This window comes from Nitrospira sp. (genome assembly GCA_016788885.1).
Classification (GTDB): domain Bacteria; phylum Nitrospirota; class Nitrospiria; order Nitrospirales; family Nitrospiraceae; genus Nitrospira_A.
In genome coordinates, this window is record JAEURX010000006.1 from 55,282 (window position 1) to 77,949 (window position 22,668).

Below are 22,668 nucleotides of genomic sequence, written 5' to 3' on the forward strand. Positions count from 1 at the left end.
CCCCGCATCATTCACATGACACGTCCATCCAAACGTCTGCCGCTTGCTGCCTGGGATCATACGTATCTCTGGCACCCGTTCACGCAGATGCAGGAATGGGAGGCGGATGCACCTGTGATCATTGCACAGGGCAAGGGGTCGTACCTCATTGATACGGAGGGACGGAAATACCTGGACGGTACGTCGTCCGTCTGGGTGAACCTCCATGGGCACCGGCATCCGGTGCTCGATCGCGCACTCACGGCGCAGCTCAAGCAGATCGCACACTCGACGTTCCTCGGTCTCTCCAATCCTCCGGCGATTCGCCTTGCGAGGGAGCTGATCCGGATTGCGCCGAAGGGGCTTCGCCGCGTGTTTTATTCCGACAACGGTTCGACGGCGGTGGAAATAGCGCTCAAGATGGCGGTGCAATACTGGCAACAGGCACAGCCGGCAGCGGGACCGAAACAGTCCTTTGTGCATTTAAAAATGGCCTACCACGGCGACACGATCGGTGCGGTCAGTGTGGGCAACATTGAACTCTTCCACGGGCGGTTCAAACCGCTGCTTTTCCCCACGCATCAGGTCGAGCCGCCCTACTGCTATCGCTGCCCGCTGGGACGCACCTACCCTGCTTGTGACATGGCCTGCATCGACCCGCTCGAAGCGCTGCTGAAGACTCGACATCGAGAATTGGCAGGCGTGATCCTCGAACCGCTCGTGCAGGCGGCGGCCGGGATGATGGTGGCCCCGCCCGGGTACTTGGCACGCGTACGCGAGCTCTGCACCACGTACAAGGTGTTGCTGATCGTCGATGAAGTGGCGACCGGATTCGGACGGACCGGCAAGATGTTTGCGTGCCAGCACGAGGGGGTGACACCTGACCTGATGGCGATCAGCAAGGGGCTGACGGGCGGGTATATGCCGTTGGCTGCCACGTTGACTACCGAGGAAGTGTATCGTGCCTTCCTCGGCCGCTATGACGAATGGAAAACGTTTTTTCACGGCCATAGCTACACCGGAAATCCTCTGGGGTGCGCCGTCGCCCTGGCCAATCTGGAGATTTTCAAACGAGAGCAGACCCTCACACAGGTACGGAAGAAATCGCGCTTGCTGGCTCGACTCTTACAGCCTTTAGCCGAGTTGACGCATGTGGGCGACATTCGCCAACGCGGATTCATGGTCGGCATCGAGTTCGTGCAGGATCGGCATACCAAAACTCCCTATCCGCTCGAACATCGCATGGGGCATCGTGTGGCGCAGGCCTGCCGGCTCCGTGGACTCTTGCTGCGGCCGCTCGGCAACGTGATGGCGCTGATCCCTCCCCTCTCCATCACACCTCGGGAACTCACCAGGATGGTGGCAATTTTGTACAGTGCGATTCGCGAGACGACCGAGAATTTTCCCGCCTCCACGTAGAACTGCTTGTCTTTTGCGCTGATTTCCGCTCGCGAGCCGCCTTCACTACGTGTTCACACTGGAACAGGGCCTCGACGTGTTTTGTGCAGCGTCGGGGCCTCGCCGAAAGCTGAAAATCAGGTGCTACACTTGATTTTATGCTGCGTTACGCACTGGCCCCGGCGAGCACGATTTCATGACGACCCGTCGGATGATTCGGGTCCTGTGTCTGTTTCTGTTCCTGCCCTCATCACTCTGGGCCGAAGACCAGCACCAGTCGGAGCTCCTGCTTCAGCGCATACAATTCAGCGACACGGCCCGGGAATCAGGCGCCTCCGCGATTCCGTATTCGATCGCCTCCCCGGTCTTGCATACGTCCTTTCACGCGACGTCATTTGCACCGCCGGAGACATCTACCAGATTGAAAGATCTGGTGCCCGACTCTGACCGTCCTCAAACCAAAGGTGTCGGCGCCAATTCCACCTGGCTCAAGGGCCATCTGACGGCAGAAGGTGAAGTCGCGAACAATGCGACCAATGACGCGGGCATGAGCACCCGCATCGATCGGCGCGATGACGGGGCGACACGCATGGTGCGCATGGGGTTGACCGGCATCAACGGGCCGATGCGTTATGGCATCACGTATCGATCGGCGGGGAAGGCGTTCTTCAACTCGCCGGACCAGACGGTTCGGGAAATGTGGGCGGAATGGGGGCTGGGCATTGCCAAGCTGCGCAGTTCGTCCGGACAGACCTGGAACAATGTGGATCTGGATCCGACCCGGCCCCGTATTCAACAGAACGTTAACCGGGTCGGGATCGCATTGGTGAAGCCGGCGTGGCCGGAATTCAGCCTCACCTATGCGCGCAGCGCCATGGCCAGCAATTTCACCCCCACCGGGATAAGCCAGCAGCGGAGCCAAAGTAACAGCATGGAGGCGGCTCTTGCCTATACCGGGCTGACCTGGAATGCTCGGGTGTCATCGAGCTACATCCTGACCAGCGATGAGATGCGGGGCGGTGCAGAATCGACGACGTTTGCCCAAACTCTGATCGCAACTTATCGACCGCTCAATACCTTAACCTTCGCTCCGACGCTCAGCTACCGCTCGGAAACGCAGAGGTGGTCGGGCGCCAAGATTCAAACCCCGACAGCGTCGGTGTCATTGCTGTACAAACAGAGTCATCGGTTGCTGGTCAGTGCGGCAGGCGGATACACGAGCACGAAGTCGAGCGATGGCCTCATTGGAACGGAGAGCATTGTGGGGCGGGGGATGTGCGCGTTTAACCTGAACCCGATCTACGGCCACCCGACGACGTTGTCCTTGGAGGCGTCCTACACCAACACAACGAATCGGACGGTCGCCGGGGTTGATACCGAAGACCTTTCAGGCTTGGTCCGGATTCTCGTCGCGGCGCTTTAAGTCGCGCAGTTCCTTCCTGCGTCGCTAGGCCCCTTCGGTTGCCGAGTCCCCTTCAACCAGATGGCTCAAGGACGACGGGCTAAGCAGAATTCGCTCTCCCGTGGTCACGCCCTCACGAATCGTCACCTGATTGTCGGTGACGCTGTCGATGGTGATGGCGCGATCTTCCAGCCGGCCGTTGTCCTTCTGCACCACAATCCACTGTTTTCCGGATCGTTCCAACACGGCCTGTTTGGGAATGACGATTTTGGGGCGCATGGTATGGCCCGCGATGGTCAGGCGTGCAAACATCTCCGGTTTCAAGCGCCGATCCTGGTTCGGGACGGATGCGCGGATTTTGATGGTCCTGGTTGCCGGGTCTACCACATCTCCGATGACGGCAATTTTCGCCGGGAATTCAATGCCGGGATAGGCCTCTACGGTCATCGCTGCGACCGTACCGACCCGAATTCCCGACAAGTCATGTTCGTAGACATCAGCCACCACCTGCAACCGGTCGAGATTCGCCACGGTGAACAACGGGGTGTCCGTCCCTGCTCCGACGATTTGTCCCGGTGTCACGGCGCGCTCCACGACCGTTCCCGTCAACGGGCTGCGTAATTCAAACCGTGAGGTGATTTGCTGTTGGGCTAGTGGTTTGCTGAGTTCGGCGGCCGGCACGCGCAGCGAGAGGAGCCGCTCCTTCGCCTGTTTGAATTCGGCCCGTTCGCGGTTCAGGTCGTTCTCCGCATGCTCAAGATCCTTGCGGGACATCGCTTGGGCGTCGTACAGATCCTTCGTCAATTCAAAGTTTCGCTCGGCGAGCCCCCACTCAGAAATTTCTTCGACATAGGCGGCATAGGCCCGTGCGATGTCGGCGGCATCGATGACCATCAGCACGTCCCCGGCTTTCACGGCCTGGCCGAGTTTGACCCGCACATCCAGCACCGGTCCCTGGAGAGGAGAGGAAATTTTCGAGTAACCATCCTCGGAATAGGTGACGCGGGCAGGCAGGGTCAGGGCCGGGAGCGAGGGTGAGGCATCGATGCGTAAGGTCTGCAGGTCAACCTGGCGATCGGCGGCAGCGGGCTGCACAGTCTGTTTGGCTGAAGGCGTGGGGGCGTCCGGTTGGCTACAGGCCGTCAGGGCGAGGCCAACCAAGATGATCTGCAGATGGCGCAAGGGTCGTTTCATAGCATTTCGTGTCTACGTTCTTGTATATCGGTTATTTCGTCAGCTAGCTCCACCGGCGAACGTTTCCGGGCGTTTGTCGGGAGTCTTCTGCTAGGAAGATTCGCGAGGGGGACACTCCTCCTGGTCGTCGGCAATTGGTTCTGAAGTGAAGGGTATTTCCGACAGGGGCGCTCCTGCGAGCGCACAGCCACACTCCCTTGTAGGAATACCGGCAGTTCCCATCAAAAAGAGGCCACAGAAAGCACGCTTTGAGAACCTAACTCATTAAAACATCGACGACTTTCAGCTGTCAATTAAGGAGGATCGGCAGGAGCGGGCTGCCCCTGGTAGTGAAGAATGGGGCTGGGTTAACAGAGTTCGATCCGCGCGCCGCGCGCGAGGTTCAACCGGTCCGCCGCGCGGCCTTCCTTCAGGAAGACTTCCACGTATCCGTTGCTGTTGATGAGCGCGTGTGGGCTGTCCGTCGATCCTTCGGCGTAGGTTCGGACAAGTCCATCGATGGTGATGCCGCCGATGCGGATCAACGGCTCGGAGCGTTTCGACACGCCGCGAACTTCACGAATATGGTACGAGGTGAGGTTGGAGATCACGTTACCGAAGCGGTCGATGTAGACAATCTCCCCTGTCATCAGATGTTTATCCCACCCTGGCTCTGTGATCGGCAGGCGTTCATAATTCGGCACAATCCGGCCGAATGAACCGAGCGGCTGTCCCTTCGTCAACCAGGCTGCCGCCGGCGCGAAGAGGTCGCGTCCATCAAACGTTGCGCCTTCGGAGTCCAAGCGGTACTGCCGGTTTTCCAGGTGTCGGACCTCGACCCCGGTTTCCTCCTGACAGACGTGAGTCAGGATCCCGTTGTCGGGTCCGAGAAAACAGTACCGCGACGAGGTCACGAGCAGCGGCCGGCGCGTCGTGCCGACGCCAGGGTCGACCACCGCGACATGGATGGTGCCATCCGGGAAATAGCGATAGCAGGATTTCAACAGGTATGCAGCATCCGCCACATCATGCGGCGTCACGCGGTGAGTGAGGTCGACGATCTGCGCCTGCGGGTTGATGTTGAGGATGACGCCCTTCATGCTGGCCACGAAGTAATCGCGGTCGCCGAAATCCGTCAGTAGCGTGATGAGTGGAATCGTTACCGGCATGATGTGCGTAAGACCGAACGCGTGAAGGCGCGCTGGGCCGGCGTGCGGAACGCTGAGGCGATGAGCCGTGGCATCGCGACTAGATTTCCTCGAAGCGAATTTCCATCACTTCATACTCGACGATTTTGGCCGGTGTTGTCACTTCCACCAGATCCCCGACCCGTTTGCCGATCAGCGCCCGGCCGACAGGCGATTGCACCGAGATACGGGAAAACTTGAGGTCCGCTTCATCCTGCCCCACGAGGGTATACTGTTTTTTGGCCTGCGCTTCCTGTTCGATCAGCACCACAGTGGCGCCGAACACCACGGTGTCACTGGTACGGCCGGCGATGTCAATGATACGGCAGTCGGCCAACTTGCCCTTCAACTCGGCCAATCGGGCCTCGATGAATCCCTGGCGTTCCTTCGCCGCATCGTATTCGGCGTTCTCGCTCAGATCGCCATGCGCGCGGGCTTCCGCGATCGCCTCAATGACGCGCGGTCGTTCCACCTTGTGCAGTCGGTCCAATTCGGCCTTTAGCGCTTCATATCCTTTTCTCGTGATCGGTGTCGGCATATCTTCCCCCCGATGACCAGTGAAACCGGTGTCCTGAACTGCGAGTCGCTCTGCCGACTCACATCCAGGCGGGACCTCATTCAGCCGGAGGCCGCCCCGGTACGTCTTGGCGCAAGCCTGTTTGCCCGCGCTCCGCTTAATTTACCCGGTGATACTCCTGCAAGGCTCGAATGGCAAGTCCCTTTTTCAGCAGGGCTTCAATTCCCATCACGGCAGCCAGCGCACCTCGCATCGTTGTGTAATAGGGCACACCCTTGTGCAGGGCCTCTCGCCGGATGGAGAGCGAGTCGGTTTGCGCGGACGCCGTCCGCACGGTATTGACCACCAGGGCCACCTCGCCGTTCTTGATATGGTCGACAATATGCGGCCGCCCCTCCTGCACCTTGTTGACGACGTCCACCTGCATCCCCTGCTCGGTCAGATACGCCGCCGTTCCCGAGGTGGCGGTGATCCGGAACCCCAGCGCAACCAACCGTTGGGCGACATCGCAAGCCCCGGCCCGATCCTCACTCTTGACGCTCAGAAACGCGGTGCCGGATGTGGGCAGGATGGCGCCGGCCCCGGCCTGAGATTTGACGAACGCCCACCCAAAGTCGCTGTCGATGCCCATGACTTCCCCGGTGGATTTCATTTCCGGGCCGAGCAGCACGTCGACTCCGGCGAATTTCGTAAACGGGAACACCGCTTCCTTCACCGAGAGATGCGTCGGTGTGGGGGCCGTCGTGAAATGCAATTGCTGCAGCGACTTCCCTACCATCACCTTCATGGCCAGCTTGGCCAGGGGGACGCCGATGGCCTTGCTCACGAACGGCACCGTGCGTGAGCCACGCGGATTGACCTCCAGCACGTAGATGGTCTGATCCTTGACGGCGAACTGGGCATTCATCAGCCCGATGACCCCCAGTTCAAGCGCCAGTGCGGTCATCTGCCGGCGGATTTCTTCGATCGTCGCGGAGTCCAACGTATAAGGCGGCAGGGAGCAGGCCGAATCGCCCGAGTGCACGCCCGCTTCCTCGATATGTTCCATGATGCCTGCGACGACCACCGTGGTGCCGTCGGAAATCGCGTCGGCATCGACCTCGATCGCATCTCGTAAATACTTATCGATCAGCACCGGATGTTGGGCTGAGGCTTTGACCGCGGAATTCATGTACTGCAGCAGGCCGGGTTCGTCATAGACGATTTGCATCGAGCGTCCGCCCAGAACGTAGGAAGGCCGCACCATCACGGGATAGGTGATCTCCGCCGCGATCTTCAATGCCTCCTCGACGGAATGGGCCATGCCGCTTTCCGCCTGACGCAAACCGAGCTTGTCGAGCAACTCACGGAACCGGGCGCGGTCCTCCGCGCGATCGATCGCGTCGGGGCTGGTTCCCAGAATGTTCACTCCGGCGCGCGACAGGGAGAGCGCGAGTTTCAGGGGCGTCTGCCCGCCGAATTGGAGTACGACACCCATGGGTTGTTCCCGCTCCACGATATTCAGCACATCCTCCTCCGTGAGCGGCTCGAAGTAGAGCCGGTCGGAGGTGTCGTAGTCCGTACTGACTGTTTCGGGGTTGCAATTGACCATGATGGTTTCGATCTGTTCCTCGCGCAACGCCATGGCCGCATGTACGCAACAATAGTCGAACTCGATTCCCTGCCCGATCCGGTTCGGTCCGCCGCCGAGGATTACGACCTTTTTCTTCCCGGTTGGTCGTGCCTCGCATTCCTGCTCATAGGTCGAATAGAGGTATGGGGTATGTGCTTCGAACTCCGCGGCACAGGTGTCGACGCGTTTATACGTCACCCCGCGGGCGGAGGTTCCTTGACTCAGGGCCGAGCGCCAACCCCGGATCGTGCCTTGGGGAACGCCCAGTAGCTGCGCCAGACGTTCATCCGCAAAGCCCAATTGTTTGGCTTCCAGGAGGAGTTCCGGTCGCAGTCCGGCCGTGCCGATCATTCCACGCTCAGCGACGATTTTCGGTTCAAAGTCGACGATCTCGCGAATCTGTTCGAGGAACCACGGGTCGATTTTGGTCAGGGCGAACAACTCCTGATTCGACATGCCGAGACGCATGCCGTCGGCCAGCCGCCAGAGCCGATCCGGCAGTGGGGTGCGCACGGCCTTGCGGACCTGCTCTGCCGCTTCTTCCCGATCGAGCGACGGCGGCACGCCGAGGTCCAACCCCATCTTTGAGCTGAAGCCGAATTGATCGATTTCCATCGAGCGGATCGCCTTCTGCAGCGACTCCTTGAACGTGCGTCCGATGGCCATGACTTCGCCGACCGATTTCATCTGCGTGGTCAGCGTGGGGTCGGCACCGGGAAATTTCTGAAAGGCAAAGCGTGGAATTTTCACCACGACGTAATCGATCGTCGGTTCGAAGGAGGCTTTCGTCACGCCGGTGATGTCGTTCGTGATCTCATCGAGGGTATATCCGACGGCCAGTTTGGCCGCGATTTTCGCGATGGGAAAGCCGGTGGCTTTGGACGCCAGGGCCGAACTCCGGGAGACCCGCGGGTTCATTTCGATGACGACCATCTCGCCGTTGGCGGGATTCATGCCGAACTGGATGTTGGATCCCCCCGTATCGACGCCGATCTCCCGAATGATGCGCACCGCCGCGTCGCGCATCAGTTGATATTCCTTGTCGGTGAGTGTCAGCGCCGGCGCCACGGTGATGCTGTCGCCGGTATGGATGCCCATCGGGTCGAGGTTTTCGATCGGGCAGATGATGACCACATTGTCTTTCAGGTCACGCATCACTTCGAGCTCGAACTCTTTCCAGCCGATGACGGACTGTTCGATCAGCACCTGACGGACCGGGCTCATGGAGAGACCCCATTCCACCTGCGTCCGGAATTCTTCGATGTTGTACGCAATGTTGCCGCCGGTGCCGCCCATGGTGAACGACGGACGGACGATCGCCGGGAACCGAATCCGCTCCAGTTCGCGCTCGGCTTCGGCGAGCGAGGTGGCAACGCCGCTGTCCGGCACGCGCAAGCCGATTTTCCACATGGCCTGTCGGAACGCATCACGATCCTCGGCCTTATGAATGGCGTCGATCGAGGCACCGATGAGCTTGACACCGAATTTTTCCAGCACCCCTCGTTTGGCCAGACCGATGGCCGTGTTCAGCGCGGTTTGTCCGCCCATGGTCGGCAGGAGCGCGTCGGGACGTTCGCACTCGATGACCTTTTCGACCGCATCGAGGGTAATCGGTTCAATATAGGTCCGGTCGGCAAAATCCGGGTCGGTCATGATCGTGGCGGGATTGCTGTTGATCAGGATGACGCGGTAGCCCTCTTCTTTGAGGGCCTTGCAGGCCTGTGTGCCGGAATAATCGAATTCACAAGCCTGGCCGATCACGATGGGGCCCGAGCCGATCAGGAGAATGGAGCGAATGTCTGTCCGTCGTGGCACAATTGACCTCGAATCAAGAAGTTAGCCGGTCGGCAGGGGCGCCTCGGGCATGGGCCCCACCGGAGGCCGGTAGGGTTGGATCGGACCGGACGGGATGGCCGGGGCCTTTCCTGCGGGATGATAGTGTTTCATGGCATCGGGGATCCAGGCCTCGATCTGATTGATACGGGTGACATCAGAGGGGTGCGTCGAGAGAAATTCCGGGATCGACTGCTGGGAACGGAAGCACAGTTTATTGATCATGGCGCGCGGGCAGCCGCTCATCCGTTCCCAAAAGGAGACGGCTTCGCGCGGATCGTAGCCGGCCTCGGCCATCAAGCGCAGGCCGATGTAATCCGCCTCTGATTCCTGGCGGCGGTCAAAGGGCAAGGAAACACCGACACCGTAAGCGGTCATCGCCGCCATCGCGGCATCCGGTCGTCCTGACGCAATGCCGGCGCCCAATGCCGCCAGTTGTCCGATCTGTTCAAGAATGCCGCGGCTCATGCGTTCGGCTCCGTGGCGCTGTAAAGCATGTGCGACCTCATGGCCCATGACGGTGGCCAGCCCGTCTTCCGTCTTCGTCACTTTCAAGATGCCGGTGAATACCGCGACCTTGCCTCCGGGCAGGGCAAAGGCGTTGATGGTCCGATCGTCTTGGATCACCGCGAATTCCCACTGATACTCGGGCTTGTTGGCGGCCTTGGCGATCCGGTTTCCCACCCGGTGCACCATTTCATTGAGCTCCGGGTTTTCGCTCAAGGGCGCTTGCCGGAGCACCTCCCGGAACGCCGAGAGACCCATCGCCATTTCTTTTTCTTCCGACAGATAAATGAATTGGTCGCGCGCCGTGCCCGGAGCCCGTTGGCACCCCATGAGCGATTGCAACAGGCCTGTGGCCGCTCCCAGCCCCACGACCGTCGAGAGAACAGAAGCGGCGCGTGCCCCCAATGCCAGCACCCCCCGGCGACCCATCGGGCGGTTCAAAAGGTGGTCGATTGAATGTCGGTCTGGCGGATACATCACGTCTCCACCATTCAATCAGCCTCGCGTGGCAGATGCAACGTGCCGGCTTAGGGCATCCACAAGTACATGAACTGGGGCGACCCACCCCGCACGACCGACAGCAGGTCGATATTTGCCAGGTTGGCCAGGCTCGGCGTCGGCGCGGTCAGACGCGAGTACACATTGTTTTGATATTCCCCCGGGCGGCGGTAAGTCACGACCTTCGCTTCCGTCAGGCCGGCTTTCTTCTTCACCAGGTCGATCGCATCTTCCAGGTAGCCGATGTCATCCACCAGTCCGGCGGCTTTCGCCTGATCGCCGGAATAGATACGTCCATCGGCCAGTCTCTTAATGGTCTCGCCATTCAATCCCGGGCGGCCTTCCCCCACGACTTGGAGGAAGCGCTGATAAAACCCATCGATCACCCCCTGGAAAATGGCTCGCTCTTCCGGGAGCATCGCCCGGAACGGCGATCCCATATCCTTGCGCGGGCCGGAGGTCACGGCGTTCGTCTCCACGCCGACCTTCTCCAGCAGTCCCCTCGCATTCACGGTCAGCATGATGACGCCGATGCTCCCCGTCACGGATGACGGGTGCGCGAGCACGTTGTCGGCCGCCGCGGCGATGTAGTAGCCGCCGGATGCGCCCACATCCATGATCGAAGCGACGATCGGAATCTTCCGGTTGGCTTTGAAGCGTTTCAACTCGTGATAGATAATGTCGGACGCCGTCACCGTGCCGCCCGGACTGTTGATCCGGAGGACGACGGCCTTGACGTGGTCATCCTTCGTGGCCCGTTCGAGTTCTTCCTTCACGGTGGCCAACATCCCGGGTGAGGAATAGAACCCGTCTTTGTTCTCAGAGCTGATGACCCCCGAGATATCCATCAACAGGACCTTGTCCTTGCCGCTTCCGCTGACTTTGTGTTCTTCCAGGGCGCCGGGGCCCGGCGGCAGGTTGATTGTGACGCAGGCCGCTTGCATCAGGCACAAGGCGAGCACGAGAAGACCGGTAGAGAGCCGCCGGGAACTACTCATGGTGTGTCTCCATCAATGTGACAAACTGTTCGAACAGATAGGCGGAATCATGAGGGCCGGGCGATGCTTCGGGATGATATTGCACCGAAAAGACCGGACGATCCAGACACATCATGCCCTCGACCGATTCGTCGTTCAGACTGGTGTGGGTCAATTGCACGCGCCCGAACGGTGTCTCTGCGATCGGCAGGCCCTGCCCGGGAGCCGGAGTTCCGGCGGGAAACCGCACGGCGAAATTGTGATTCTGGGATGTAATTTCTACCTTTCTCGTCCGCAAGTCGATCACTGGGTGATTGGCGCCGTGGTGTCCGAACTTCAGCTTATAGGTGGAGAATCCTAACGCGAGCCCGAGTAACTGATGTCCCAGGCATATCCCAAAAATCGGTAACCGGCCGATCAACTCGCGCAATGCCGTCATGGCGTAGGGCACGCCTTCCGGGTCGCCGGGACCGTTGGAGAGGAAGACGCCGTGAGGATTCAGCGCCAGCACGTCGGCGGCCGAAGTCGAGGCTGGGACGACCGTGACCTCGCACCCGACATCGACGAGACGCCGGAGAATGTTCTGCTTCACGCCAAAGTCATAGGCCACCACCCGCCAGGCGTTCCGTGGTGCCTTCGCGGCGTCAGGAGAGGGCAGGACAATCTTCGGCGACCAGTTCCCCGTGCCTTCCGACCAGGCATACCGGCGGTCGCAGGTGACGGTCGCTGCCAGATCACGCCCGATGATGCTGGGTGCCTGACGCGCTTTTTCGACCAGGCGGCGCGGGTCCAGGTCGACATGGGAAATCACGCCCTGTTGGGCGCCCCGCTCCCGCAGGTGCCTGGTGAGCGCCCGGGTATCGATGCCCTCGATCGCGACGATCTGTGCGGCGTGCAAATACTCCTGCAACGTCGCCTTGCCCCGCCAGTTGCTCGCCAACCGGCTGGATTCCTTGACGACGAATCCTTCGGCCCAGATTTTCGTCGACTCGATGTCTTCCGGCGTGACCCCGTAGTTGCCGATGTGCGGCGCGGTCATGGTCACGATCTGCCCGCGATACGACGGATCGGTCAGCACTTCCTGATAGCCGGTCATGGCCGTGTTGAAGACGACTTCGCCGCCGGTCTCCCCTTCCGCACCCAAGGCGCGTCCTTCGAAGACGGTTCCATCGGCGAGCGCCAGAATCGCTTTTTTCACGCTCACTCCTTACCGAGGGATCCAGGATCGCACGCGGACGGTCAGCAGCGCGATTCCGAGTCCCACATTCACGATATACAAAACCCGCACTGGTTTATGCAGCTGAAAAAAGGCCTCGAAAGCTGCTTTCCTCGCCTCTTCCCCTTTGGAGGCAAAGGCCTGCGCTTGCAGGGCTGCCGCCTGGGGATGGAGGACAAACGTAATCACCCCGGCAGTGAGTAGCATGGCGCCGAGTAGCAGCCATTCAGTGCGCGTGATTTCCTGCTCAGCCAGCCCCTTTTGAAACATCCAGGCTCGCCAGAGAATGCCGGTGACCAGAATGGCCGCTGCGCCGAGCACCAACCGGTTGTATCCGTCGAAGGCGCGGGTCAAAAAAAATCCGCCGGTATCCTGCCCGCCGAAGGTGTTGAACACGGCCGGGATCACGGCCGCCACGAGCACTAGGAGTCCGCCGATCCAGGTCGCCAGGGCCAGCAACTCACAGGTGATACAGGCGATCAATCCTTGGCGCACAGTCGTTCGTCCCTACGCCGGCTGCCCGGGACGATCCAGTTCGTAGACCACGCGGCCTGACACGATGGTGGTCGTCACGCGCCCCTTGACTGTCCAGCCCGCAAAGGGTGTATTACGGCTCTTCGATCGAAACCGCGAGGGATCGACTTCCCATTGGCGGTCGGGATCGACAATGGCCACGTCGGCCGGAGCACCGACGGCCAGCGTCCCCGCGTTGAGGCTAAAGGCCTTCGCGGGTGCCGTGGACAGTTTGTCGATGGCCGATTCCAGCGTGAGCACGCCCTCTTCCACGAGAGCCAGCGTCAGCGACAAGGCCGTTTCCAGACCGACGATGCCGAACGGCGCCTCGGTAAACTCCTGCTGTTTCTCCTGCGTCGCGTGTGGGGCATGGTCCGTCGCAATCACGTCGATCGTGCCGTCGCGCAGTCCATCTTTAATCGCCTGCACGTCCGCACTCGTCCGCAGCGGGGGATTCATTTTCGCGTGGGTGTTGTAGCCGCGCGTCACTTCCTCCGTGAGGGTGAAATGGTGTGGACAGGCCTCCGCCGTGACCTTGATTCCGCGTGCCTTGGCTTCGCGCACCATGCGGACCGATCCTGCGGTGCTGATGTGCGCCAGATGGAGGCGGGCTCCGGTCAACTCCGCGAGCGAGACGTTCCGCGCGACCATCACATCCTCCGCCGCCGAGGGAATACCCGGAAGTCCGAGCTCGGTCGAGATGACGCCTTCGTTCATGCAGCCGCCTTCCGACAGGTGCAGGTCTTCGCAATGGTCGACGACCGGCACGTCGAAGGCGCGCGCATATTCCATGGCGCGCCGCATGACGAGACTGTTCATGACCGGTTTTCCGTCATCAGAGATCGCCACACAGCCGGCTCGGCGCAGGTCGCCGATTTCGGCGAGTTCTTTGCCTTCGGACCGTTTCGTGATCGCCCCGATCGGATAGAGATGCGCATTGCCGGCGGCTTTTGCCCGTTCCAGCATGAACTCGGTGACGGCCTGATTGTCGTTCACGGGGTTCGTGTTCGGCATCGCGCAGACCGTCGTGAAACCGCCGGCCACGGCTGCTTCCGTGCCTGACTGAATCGTTTCCTTATATTCGAACCCCGGTTCACGAAAGTGTACATGGAGATCGACGAAGCCGGGAACGACCAGTCGCCCCGCGGCGGGGATGACCGTCGCACCGGCCGGGACGGCGAGTTTTGGCCCGACCGCGGCGATGGCGCCGTTGTCGATCAGCACATCCGCGACGCCGTTCACGCGTCCGGGATCAATCACATGACCGCCTTGAATCAAGAGTTTCATCGTTCACTCATACCTAAAAAATGTAGATGCCTGTGGAGGTGCCGATGCGGGCAGCCTCATCCTGCTCCGGACATGAGATATAAAATGCCCATTCGCACCGCGACGCCGTTGGCGACCTGATCGAGAATAACGGACGACAGGCTGTCCGCCACGTCCGGCGCGATTTCGACGCCCCGATTGATGGGACCGGGATGCATGACGATCGCGCCGGGTTCGGCCAGCTTCACCCGGTCGCCGGTCAATCCATACTGGCGCGCATACTCGCGAATGGTCGGAAACAGGGCTCGGCCCTGCCGTTCCAGTTGTAGTCGCAGCATCATAATCACATGCACGCCGCGCAACCCGTCGTCGAGGTTGTGATACACGCGGACGCCCAGTTGGCTGATGTGCAGGGGAATCATGGTGGGTGGACCCACGACCCGCACTTCGGCGCCGAGTTTCGTGAGGGCGAAAATGTTCGAGCGGGCCACGCGGCTATGCGCCACATCCCCCACGATCGCCACGCGCAGTCCGTTGAATCCCATCCCCCGGCTACGAATCGTGTACAGATCCAGCAGGGCCTGCGTCGGATGTTCGTGCCACCCGTCTCCGGCATTGATCACCGACGACTTCACGCCCCGCGCCAGGGTCTCGGCCGCGCCAGCCGAGGAATGTCGAAGGACGATGATATCCGCCTGCATGGCTTCGATGTTGCGGGCGGTATCCAGCAGCGTCTCTCCTTTGACGACGCTGCTGGAAGAGGGCGAAAAGTTGATGACGTCGGCACTGAGCCGTTTGGCGGCCAACTCAAAGGAGGTTCTGGTTCTCGTGCTGGGCTCGAAAAAGAGGTTGACCACCGTCTTGCCCCGGAGCGCCGGCACCTTCTTGATCTCCCGTCCCGACACTTCCTTGAACGAATCCGCCGTCTCCAGGATCAGGGAGATATCGTCGGCGGACAGTTGAGTCAGGCTGAGCAGGTCTTTCCGTTTGAGCCCCACGACAATGTCTCCGGTTATGCCCTGAGGATGACCACGCGGTCTTCTTCCCCGTTTTCTTCGAGGTGGACCTCGATGGCCTCGTCGCGCGAGGTGGGAATGTTCTTGCCGATGTAATTCGCCTTGATGGGCAACTGCCGATGGCCGCGATCGACGAGCACCGCCAGTTGAATTTCCGCCGGTCGTCCCAGATCGATCAGTCCGTCCATGGCGGCCCTGATGGTCCGGCCGGTGAAGAGCACGTCGTCGACCAACACGACTTTCAAATCGGAAATTTTAAACGGGACCGAGGTGGTCCGGAGGATCGGTTGATCCTTCCGCAGCGAGAGGTCGTCCCGGTAGAGTGTGATGTCCAGTTCGCCGATCGGGATCTGGGTCCCCTCGATGTCATGAATGCGGCGGACAAGGCGATGGGCCAGGTGCACGCCCCCGGTCCTGATGCCCACCAGCGCCAGATCCTGAATGCCTTTGTTGCGCTCCAGGATCTCATGGGCGATGCGGGTCACGGCGCGGGCGATGTCGCCGGCGTCCATCACGACCCGTTCCTGTCGTTTGTCGGTGGTGGATTCGGTCGTCATCGGAGCCCGTTCTGCCGGAGGCATAAAAAAACCTTCCCACCGGCTTGGATGAGAAGGTGCAGGTTGTCGGACGGCTGGGTGCCGCGGATCGTCATCATGAACTCCTTACCCACCTCACAGGATGAGCGTTAAAGGCGAGCCGATCTTAACGACTTGCCTCCACCGTGTCAAGAATGGCCTGTCGGTGGCGGGCCGAGTTGCTGGCGGAGCCCTTCATTGACTCCCTGCATGCCATTTGTTAGCTTCGAACCATTGAGGGGCGGTCTGCCTCTCTCCATGATCATCCAGTCACACGGAAATTATCAGTCTCCTCCATCCTGAAAGGATCGCGCATGACTGCCTCTACCGCTACGCCTGAACTCTTGACTGCCTTGGCCAATAAAGCGACCACCCTCCGCATTGAGAGCGTGAAGGCCACGAGCGAAGCCGGGAGCGGCCATCCCTCCAGCTGTTGCTCCGCCGCAGACATCGTTGCGGTGCTGTTCTTTTCCGTCATGCGGTATGACCCCAAGAATCCGAAGTTGCCGAACAGTGATCGATTTGTCCTCTCCAAGGGCCATGCGGCGCCGCTGCTCTATGCGGCCTGGGCGGAGGCCGGCCTGTTTCCCAAGTCGGAGCTCTTGAAGTTGCGCACCCTCGGTTCCGATCTCGAAGGCCATCCGACTCCCCGTCTTTCGTTTGTCGACATGGCGACCGGGTCGTTGGGGCAGGGATTGCCGGCTGGTGTGGGGCTCGCGTTCAATGCGAAATCGATCGACAAGACCGACTACCGCACCTATGTGTTGATGGGCGACGGCGAATCCGTCGAGGGCTCGGTGTGGGAAGCGGCGGAAGTGGCGCGGCAAGCGGGCCTGGACAATCTCTGCGCCATCGTGGACGTGAACCGTTTGGGGCAAAGCGATCCGACCATGTTGCAGCATGATATGGAGGCATACCGCGCCCGGTGGAGCGGGTTCGGTTGGCATGCCATCGTGGTGGACGGACACGACATTGCTGCCATCCTCGCGGCCTTCGAGGAAGCGGCGCGTACCAAGGGGCGGCCGACGGTCCTGTTGGCGAAAACCTTTAAAGGACGTGGCATTTCCTTTATCGAGAATCATCCGGACTGGCATGGGAAACCGCTGAAGAAGGGCGAAGAAACTCAGAAGGCAGTCGACGAACTGACGCGGCAACTCAAGTCCGTGTCCGTCGAGCCACAGATCAAGGCACCGACGGCGGTCAAACCTTCCGCCCCGACCAAAGGCCCTATGGCACCTGCACCCTACAAAGTCGGCGACTCGGCCGCCGCACGGGAAGCGTTCGGCGCGGCGCTCCTGGCCTTGGGTGAGGCCAACTCGCAGGTGGTTGCGCTCGACGCGGACGTGAAAAATTCCACCTACACTGACAAATTCGGGAAGCGGTTTCCAGATCGATTCTTGGAAAACTTCATTGCCGAGCAGAATATGTTAGGTGCGGCGGCCGGTGTGGCCGCCTGCGGGAAGATTCCGTTTGTCGCGACCTTTGCCGCATTCTTTACCCGGGCCTATGACTTCATCCGCATGGCGGCGATCAGTCAGTCGAACATGAAGCTGGTGGGGACGCACGTCGGTGTCAGCATCGGCGAAGACGGTCCGTCCCAGATGGGGTTGGAAGACTTGGCCATGATGTCGGCCCAGCCGGGCGTGACCGTGCTGTACCCGTCCGACGCCATGTCGATGTATAAACTGGTAGAATCAGCTGCGGGGCACAAAGGGATGGTCTACCTTCGCGCCGGTCGTCCCAAGACGCCGGTGATCTACGGTGCAGAGGAGACGTTCCGGATCGGCGGCTCCAAAGTGCTTCGGCAGAGCGCCGCCGATCAGCTCACGATTGTGGCCGCGGGTGTCACGCTTTTCGAAGCGCTCAAGGCCCACGATCAGTTGAAGGCGGCCGGCGTCGCAACCCGCGTGGTAGATTTGTACAGCATTGTTCCCGTCGATCAGGCGACCTTGCTCGACTGCGCGCGGGCGACCGGTGGTCGGTTCCTGACGGTCGAGGATCATTATGCGCACGGCGGCATCGGCGATGCCGTGTTGAGTGCCCTGGCGTCGGAGGGTGTGCGGGTTCGTAAGTTGGCCGTCCGTGAGATTCCACGTAGCGGAAAGCCCGAGGAACTCGTTGATCATTTCGGAATTGGAGTACGTTCGATTGTCGAAGCCGCAAAAGAAATCGCCAGCACCGCCACCCGTTGAAGGATCTCGCCCCGAGGCTCACGCCGGGTTGAATCAGATTCCCCTCCTCCAGATTCTCAGCGCCCAGGATCGCCAAAAGGTCTTGGGCGAAATGACAGAAACTCGCTACGGCAAGGGCGAATACATCTTCCGCGAGGGTGATCCGACCGAATACTTCCACATTGTGAAGGAAGGGTCGGTGAAGTGCGTCAAGTCGTCGCTCGATGGCAAAGAGTGTACGCTGAAGGTGCTCATGCCCGGCGATCTGTTCTGCTGCGACGCCGCAACGTTCGACGGGGCCTACCATCCGGGCACCGCTCAGCCGATGGGTGACGTCAGTGTCCTGCGTATGAGGAAAGAGGTCTACTTCAAGATGCTCCGTGCCAATCCGGATGCGGCCATGGAGGTCATTCGCTACCTCGGCAACCGGCTCAACGAGGCGCAGGAAAAGGCCAAGGTGCTCGCGCTCGACCGGGCCGATCAGCGGCTCGCATCGCTCCTGGTGAATCTCGCCGAACGCAGCGGGATCAAGGACCCCAACGGAATTCGAGTGACCGTTCGTCTGACGCGTCAGGATATGGCGAATATGGTCGGCGTGACCACTGAAACCGCCATCCGGATCATGGCGCGGTTTAAGAAAGATCGGCTGGTGTCCGGAACGGCTGCCCGTCTCGTCATCCGGGATCTTCCCAAACTCAGACTCCTCGCCTCCACGTAATTATTTTCACGACAACGGGTCTATTCTTCAAAACATGACAATTATCATGTTTTGTTGATCATCCTTCCCGTATGGTGCAGGCAGTGGCGCAGCATTCGAGCGCGACGAATGTGGATCCGGGAGCAACGCGTTCCCGGGCGCCGAGTCAACCTGATGGAATCTGGAGGCACTGATGCAACCACGTAGTGAGAACCATGAACGAAAAGGCGGAGGGGTGAAGGCGGCGTTGAGCATGGGCATGGCCCTGGGGTTGGTGGCAGGAATGACCCTGTCGGCCCAGGCCAAGACCCATGAGGTCAAGATGACCGCCGTGGAGACGGATATTGTCATCGACGGCGGCGGCGAGAAGTATGCCGCCTGGACGTTCAACGGGCAGTTTCCCGGCCCGGTCGTGCGGGTGACGGAAGGCGATACCATCAATTTCACGTTGACCAATCCGGAAACCAACAAGAATCCGCATGCCATGGACTTCCACGCGGCGGAGATCGATTTTCTGAAAAATTATCGGGCGGTCAACGCCGGTGAAAGCATCAGTTTCACATTTACGGCGAAGAAGCCGGGCGTGTTCTTCTATCACTGCGGGGCTCCACCCATGATCCAACACGTCGCGCGCGGCATGTTCGGCGCGATCATTGTCGATCCCAAGGATGAGAAGGTGTGGCCGAAAGCGGATCGGGAATATGTGTTGGTGCAGTCTGAGTTCTACAAGAATCCGAATGATGTCCAGGCGATGTTCGACCGCAAGTACGACGGCATGCTGTTCAACGGCGGCATCTTCAAGTATCACCCGTTTGTGACCGGCGGGGGAAAACTGGATGCCAAGCCGGGGGAGCGCGTGCGGATTTATTTCGTCAACGCCGGCCCGAACGAGTTCTCCTCGTTCCACCCGATCGGCGAGATTTGGGACAACGTGTACGAGAGCGGCAATCCTGCCAACAACCTGAAGGGCGTGCAGACCTATGTGGTGGGACCGGGCAGCGCGGCCACGTTTGATGTCGTGGTGGAATCTGCCGGGGCTTATCCGCTCGTGACGCATTCCTTGACCGGTGCGTTGCGCGGCGCGATTGCGGTGTTGCTGGCGGGCCCGGATGCGAAGCCGGCGCCGTTGATGCCGATGGTGCCGTGGGAATTACCGGCGAAGTAATCCGGGTCTGGTAGAGAATGATCCGGCCGGCCCCACCGGGCCGGCCGGTTACGAATGAGAGACACATCATGACGACACCATTTATTCATGGATCGTGGTTTCTGGGAGATGCCGATGCGATGTCCTGGGATGACGCTGAACTGCTTACTCCTATCCGTCGGGTGCCTCGTGAGTCCGGTCAGTGCCGACACCTCGCGAGAGCGAGTGGCGCTCTTCTTGTCCGGCCAAGACTGTCCCTCCTCCCATCGGATTCTCGTTGCGGAGCTGGCTCAAGTAGCAGGCGTCACCCGCGTGGACTTGGAGAGCGTTCCTGATCATGCACTGGTCGATGTCCTGAGCGGCGCAGTGACTCCGGAGGATCTCCTGGCGGCCGCACGTCGTCATGCGCTCAATGGCGTGCGTTGTCAGGCGGAGATCATGAAGTCATGTATCTCCGCCCGGTCTTCACCGGCTGAGCGATAAACTGCGCGTGCATCCTATTGCCTGATCAGATAGACTGGACCACGCGTACCCGAAGATCTGTCATGCGAACGACAGGCTCCACGCGGCACACATGGAGAACCGTATCCTGCTGGCTGGCTGTAACGGCCGGAGCCTGGATGCTCTCTGTCACGGCAGTGGTCGCTCAGGAAGCGGTCCTCGAATTTCCTATCCGTCCCTTCAACGTCGATGTGATGCTGCGGCAGCAGACGTTTGCCCCCGATGATCGTGAGATCGGCGTGCAACTCGGGATCACGGCGTTACGCTACGGCAATGTCGAGGTTCGGACCATCTATCAATTCTTCAGCATTCACACGCAGGAATTCAGCACCGACCAACATTCCCTGTTTCTCAATCCCCGCTGGAACAACTTCATCGACATCCTGGATTTTCCGAAACACAAGCCGATCAGCCGCATGATCCGCCATGTGCTGTTCGGGCCATTGGAGGACCGGGCGGTGCCGTACGTCGGGATGCTGGCCGGAGGTGTCCTGCCCGGTCCGGGAAACCATGCGCCAGGGCATTTGATTGGTGGTCAGGTCGGGGTGCGATTTCCGGTCGCACAGAGTCTGTCGGTTGATATCAGCGTGCAGTACAGTCAGTACGGGGTGGATTTTCGAGGGGAAGCAGGCCAGGCGCAACAATGGGTCTTCCTGACAGGTGTGCGATTCTAATCAAGTGGTCATGGTGCACGGCCGTCTGGCTGGGACTGCTCAGTCTGTCGCTGTCCGGCTGCGGGCTGCTCATCGATGCGGTCGAACGGGTCTGGCCGGTGGCCGGCAGCAAAGTGGATATCATTTGTGAGCGCGGGCGCGTCCAGGTCGGCTTGGCGATGGAGCCATTCCGGCCCTTCGTCTTTCCGACGATCTGGACGGACGAAGGGGCTCGCGTGACGGGGCTCGATGTCGAACTGACGCGAGCCATGACCGACGAACTCTCGCGGCGGTGCGGACAACCGGTAATACCCGTCCTGCATCTTGTGCGCTTCCGGGATCTCTTCCGGCTCCTGAATGAAGGACATTTGGATTGGTTCGTGTCGGCTGTGGCGACGAATACCCCCGCCCCTTCCCGTGCCGGCGTCGCCTATTCTCTCCCCTATTTTTACGGCGGAGGCATCAGCGGGATCACCACGAGTGCAGGCGTGTCGGAACGAGTGCGAGCGAATGTTCGAGATCAGGCAATGCATCCCGCAGCCGACCGGCTGGCGGCCACGAGCCATGCGTTGGACGGGCTGACGATAGCGGTACAGGATGAAACGAGCGCCTACTACTATGCCGAGGCGAACGGGGACGCAAACCGCCTGATCGTCTGCGACTCCCTGCCTGCGGCCCTCGAATATGCCGATGCCCAGACCGAGCCGCGTATCGACATCATTCTGGGCGCCCAACCGGTATTGGAGTACATGGTCAAGCGGGTTCGCAAAGACTGGTCGCTCCTGACGCGTGAAAACGGCCGTCCCTTGTTCTTGACGAAGGCCGATTACGGGGTCGTGGTAGCCGAAGAAAGTTATCGCTTGCGCTGGCTGGTGAACGATCTGTTGTTAAAACTCGACGAATCCGGCCGCCTGAATGCGATGCGCAAACGCTGGCTTGAAGAGGAGTATGCCTTTCCCCGGCGGGCCTCCTTGGAAGGATTGCCCTTCGATGTGGAGAAGATGGCGTCTCACTATATCCAGGGCACCTGTCGAATCAAGCCCAGGTCATGACCGTATGAAGAGGAGAACGATGATGAGAAGTCCTGCACGATGGATTCTGGTTGCGGCGGTGCTGTTCATCTCCTTGCAGCCCGCGCTTGGCTTGGCGGTCGAGCGAGCCGAGGCAGAGGAAACGGCGCGCTTGCTGGCGAAACTTCTGGAATCCGGGCGGGCCGTCATCGAGCGTAACCAATCGTTGATCGATGATCCTCACCAGGGCGACAAAGGCTTCACGCCGGAATTATTCGAGCAGCAATTGGTGCGGGAGTTTCAGGCGAAGACAGGGATTGATCTGAGGGCCCTGCCGACGGCGCCGGTGTCCATTCTCATTCCGCCCTTGGCGAAGGAGCTACTGCCTGCGTTGGTCCAGGCCAGTCGGGAAGTCATACGCGACGCGCAGGTCGTCATCAATCAGCGCGGCATCGGCTACAAGAATTTTATTCCGGCCACCTATGGCAGTCAGGCGTCAGCGCGGTTCTCCAAAGCCGCGCATGTGCGGCTGAAGCAGACCGCCGTTCAAGCACGGAATCCAAAAAATGAGCCGGACGAATACGAAGCGTCAGTGTTGAAATGGCTATCGGCCAGGCCGCGAGCGGAGGCCTATGTGAGTGAGTTGACGGAAGAAGGACGCACCTTGCGGGTCGTCATGCCGATTTATTATGCGAAAGACTGTCTGGCTTGTCATGGTGAGCCGAAAGGCGATCTCGACATCTCCGGGTATCCCAAAGAAGGGCATAAAGAAGGTGATCTTGCCGGAGCCATCACGGTCACCGCACCGCTCGGAGTCCGATAA

Annotated in this window: 19 protein-coding genes and 1 pseudogene; 9 read left to right on the forward strand and 11 right to left on the reverse strand. The window is 60.3% G+C overall.

Annotated elements, in window-relative coordinates; translation table 11 throughout:
- Positions 1-15: 15 nt before the first annotated feature.
- Both bioA and JNL86_00775 read left to right on the forward strand, forming a co-directional pair.
- Positions 16-1,398 carry an adenosylmethionine--8-amino-7-oxononanoate transaminase gene (gene bioA, locus JNL86_00770; protein ID MBL8041435.1) on the forward strand — a complete coding sequence of 461 codons (1,383 nt, stop codon included), beginning with the start codon at positions 16-18 and terminating at the stop codon, positions 1,396-1,398.
- A 175-nt stretch (positions 1,399-1,573) separates the two neighbouring features.
- On the forward strand, positions 1,574-2,800 hold the full coding sequence (locus tag JNL86_00775; GenBank protein MBL8041436.1) for a hypothetical protein: 1,227 nt from the start codon (positions 1,574-1,576) through the stop codon (positions 2,798-2,800).
- A 24-nt stretch (positions 2,801-2,824) separates the two neighbouring features.
- Here the strand turns inward: JNL86_00775 and JNL86_00780 are convergent, their stop codons facing one another.
- From JNL86_00780 to pyrR, 11 genes and pseudogenes are all read right to left on the reverse strand, one after another.
- Complete coding sequence (locus tag JNL86_00780) at positions 2,825-3,973, reverse strand: efflux RND transporter periplasmic adaptor subunit (GenBank protein MBL8041437.1); 1,149 nt, start codon at positions 3,971-3,973, stop codon at positions 2,825-2,827.
- A 347-nt stretch (positions 3,974-4,320) separates the two neighbouring features.
- On the reverse strand, positions 4,321-5,121 hold the full coding sequence (locus JNL86_00785; GenBank protein MBL8041438.1) for an SAM-dependent chlorinase/fluorinase: 801 nt from the start codon (positions 5,119-5,121) through the stop codon (positions 4,321-4,323).
- A 79-nt stretch (positions 5,122-5,200) separates the two neighbouring features.
- Positions 5,201-5,677 (reverse strand): transcription elongation factor GreA, encoded by a 477-nt coding sequence (gene greA, locus JNL86_00790; GenBank protein ID MBL8041439.1) that lies wholly within the window; start codon positions 5,675-5,677, stop codon positions 5,201-5,203.
- A 136-nt stretch (positions 5,678-5,813) separates the two neighbouring features.
- Positions 5,814-9,083 carry a carbamoyl-phosphate synthase large subunit gene (gene carB / locus JNL86_00795; protein MBL8041440.1) on the reverse strand — a complete coding sequence of 1,090 codons (3,270 nt, stop codon included), beginning with the start codon at positions 9,081-9,083 and terminating at the stop codon, positions 5,814-5,816.
- A 21-nt stretch (positions 9,084-9,104) separates the two neighbouring features.
- A complete protein-coding gene (locus tag JNL86_00800; protein ID MBL8041441.1) occupies positions 9,105-10,085 on the reverse strand; it encodes a M48 family metallopeptidase in 981 nt (326 codons plus the stop codon).
- A 50-nt stretch (positions 10,086-10,135) separates the two neighbouring features.
- Positions 10,136-11,053 (reverse strand): annotated as a pseudogene (gene sppA / locus JNL86_00805) (signal peptide peptidase SppA).
- 43 nt (positions 11,054-11,096) lie between these two features.
- Positions 11,097-12,281: a glutamine-hydrolyzing carbamoyl-phosphate synthase small subunit gene (gene carA, locus JNL86_00810; GenBank protein ID MBL8041442.1), complete on the reverse strand. Its 1,185-nt coding sequence runs from the start codon at positions 12,279-12,281 to the stop codon at positions 11,097-11,099.
- Positions 12,282-12,290: 9 nt separating this feature from the next.
- The gene (locus JNL86_00815) at positions 12,291-12,794 is read right to left on the reverse strand and encodes a DUF4149 domain-containing protein (GenBank protein MBL8041443.1); all 504 of its coding nucleotides are present in this window, start codon (positions 12,792-12,794) and stop codon (positions 12,291-12,293) included.
- 12 nt (positions 12,795-12,806) lie between these two features.
- The gene (locus tag JNL86_00820; protein MBL8041444.1) at positions 12,807-14,099 is read right to left on the reverse strand and encodes a dihydroorotase; all 1,293 of its coding nucleotides are present in this window, start codon (positions 14,097-14,099) and stop codon (positions 12,807-12,809) included.
- A 56-nt stretch (positions 14,100-14,155) separates the two neighbouring features.
- Positions 14,156-15,076: an aspartate carbamoyltransferase catalytic subunit gene (locus JNL86_00825; protein ID MBL8041445.1), complete on the reverse strand. Its 921-nt coding sequence runs from the start codon at positions 15,074-15,076 to the stop codon at positions 14,156-14,158.
- A gap of 14 nt (positions 15,077-15,090) precedes the next feature.
- Positions 15,091-15,651 (reverse strand): bifunctional pyr operon transcriptional regulator/uracil phosphoribosyltransferase PyrR, encoded by a 561-nt coding sequence (gene pyrR / locus JNL86_00830; protein ID MBL8041446.1) that lies wholly within the window; start codon positions 15,649-15,651, stop codon positions 15,091-15,093.
- 332 nt (positions 15,652-15,983) lie between these two features.
- On the opposite strand from pyrR, the gene JNL86_00835 reads away from it, so the two are divergent.
- From JNL86_00835 to JNL86_00865, 7 genes are all read left to right on the forward strand, one after another.
- Entirely contained in the window at positions 15,984-17,861 is a 1,878-nt protein-coding gene (locus JNL86_00835; GenBank protein MBL8041447.1) for a transketolase, read from the forward strand.
- Positions 17,862-17,889: 28 nt separating this feature from the next.
- Positions 17,890-18,558 carry a Crp/Fnr family transcriptional regulator gene (locus JNL86_00840; GenBank protein ID MBL8041448.1) on the forward strand — a complete coding sequence of 223 codons (669 nt, stop codon included), beginning with the start codon at positions 17,890-17,892 and terminating at the stop codon, positions 18,556-18,558.
- Positions 18,559-18,730: 172 nt separating this feature from the next.
- A complete protein-coding gene (locus JNL86_00845; GenBank protein ID MBL8041449.1) occupies positions 18,731-19,702 on the forward strand; it encodes a multicopper oxidase domain-containing protein in 972 nt (323 codons plus the stop codon).
- A 114-nt stretch (positions 19,703-19,816) separates the two neighbouring features.
- On the forward strand, positions 19,817-20,164 hold the full coding sequence (locus JNL86_00850; GenBank protein ID MBL8041450.1) for a hypothetical protein: 348 nt from the start codon (positions 19,817-19,819) through the stop codon (positions 20,162-20,164).
- A 137-nt stretch (positions 20,165-20,301) separates the two neighbouring features.
- Positions 20,302-20,856 carry a hypothetical protein gene (locus tag JNL86_00855; GenBank protein ID MBL8041451.1) on the forward strand — a complete coding sequence of 185 codons (555 nt, stop codon included), beginning with the start codon at positions 20,302-20,304 and terminating at the stop codon, positions 20,854-20,856.
- Positions 20,826-21,887 carry a transporter substrate-binding domain-containing protein gene (locus JNL86_00860; protein MBL8041452.1) on the forward strand — a complete coding sequence of 354 codons (1,062 nt, stop codon included), beginning with the start codon at positions 20,826-20,828 and terminating at the stop codon, positions 21,885-21,887. The genes JNL86_00855 and JNL86_00860 overlap by 31 nt, the downstream gene beginning before the upstream one ends.
- Positions 21,888-21,906: 19 nt before the next feature.
- On the forward strand, positions 21,907-22,668 hold the full coding sequence (locus JNL86_00865; GenBank protein MBL8041453.1) for a DUF3365 domain-containing protein: 762 nt from the start codon (positions 21,907-21,909) through the stop codon (positions 22,666-22,668).

Coding starts and splice junctions, on each gene's coding strand:
- JNL86_00785 (MBL8041438.1), bottom strand. CDS start 5,121: ATGCCGGTAACGATTCCACTCATCACGCTACTGACGGATTTCGGCGAC.
- greA (MBL8041439.1), bottom strand. CDS start 5,677: ATGCCGACACCGATCACGAGAAAAGGATATGAAGCGCTAAAGGCCGAA.
- JNL86_00775 (MBL8041436.1), top strand. CDS start 1,574: ATGACGACCCGTCGGATGATTCGGGTCCTGTGTCTGTTTCTGTTCCTG.
- JNL86_00855 (MBL8041451.1), top strand. CDS start 20,302: ATGCTCTCTGTCACGGCAGTGGTCGCTCAGGAAGCGGTCCTCGAATTT.
- pyrR (MBL8041446.1), bottom strand. CDS start 15,651: ATGACGACCGAATCCACCACCGACAAACGACAGGAACGGGTCGTGATG.
- JNL86_00845 (MBL8041449.1), top strand. CDS start 18,731: ATGCAACCACGTAGTGAGAACCATGAACGAAAAGGCGGAGGGGTGAAG.
- JNL86_00835 (MBL8041447.1), top strand. CDS start 15,984: ATGACTGCCTCTACCGCTACGCCTGAACTCTTGACTGCCTTGGCCAAT.
- JNL86_00800 (MBL8041441.1), bottom strand. CDS start 10,085: ATGTATCCGCCAGACCGACATTCAATCGACCACCTTTTGAACCGCCCG.
- JNL86_00820 (MBL8041444.1), bottom strand. CDS start 14,099: ATGAAACTCTTGATTCAAGGCGGTCATGTGATTGATCCCGGACGCGTG.
- JNL86_00850 (MBL8041450.1), top strand. CDS start 19,817: ATGCGATGTCCTGGGATGACGCTGAACTGCTTACTCCTATCCGTCGGG.
- JNL86_00860 (MBL8041452.1), top strand. CDS start 20,826: ATGGGTCTTCCTGACAGGTGTGCGATTCTAATCAAGTGGTCATGGTGC.
- JNL86_00865 (MBL8041453.1), top strand. CDS start 21,907: ATGATGAGAAGTCCTGCACGATGGATTCTGGTTGCGGCGGTGCTGTTC.
- JNL86_00780 (MBL8041437.1), bottom strand. CDS start 3,973: ATGAAACGACCCTTGCGCCATCTGCAGATCATCTTGGTTGGCCTCGCC.
- bioA (MBL8041435.1), top strand. CDS start 16: ATGACACGTCCATCCAAACGTCTGCCGCTTGCTGCCTGGGATCATACG.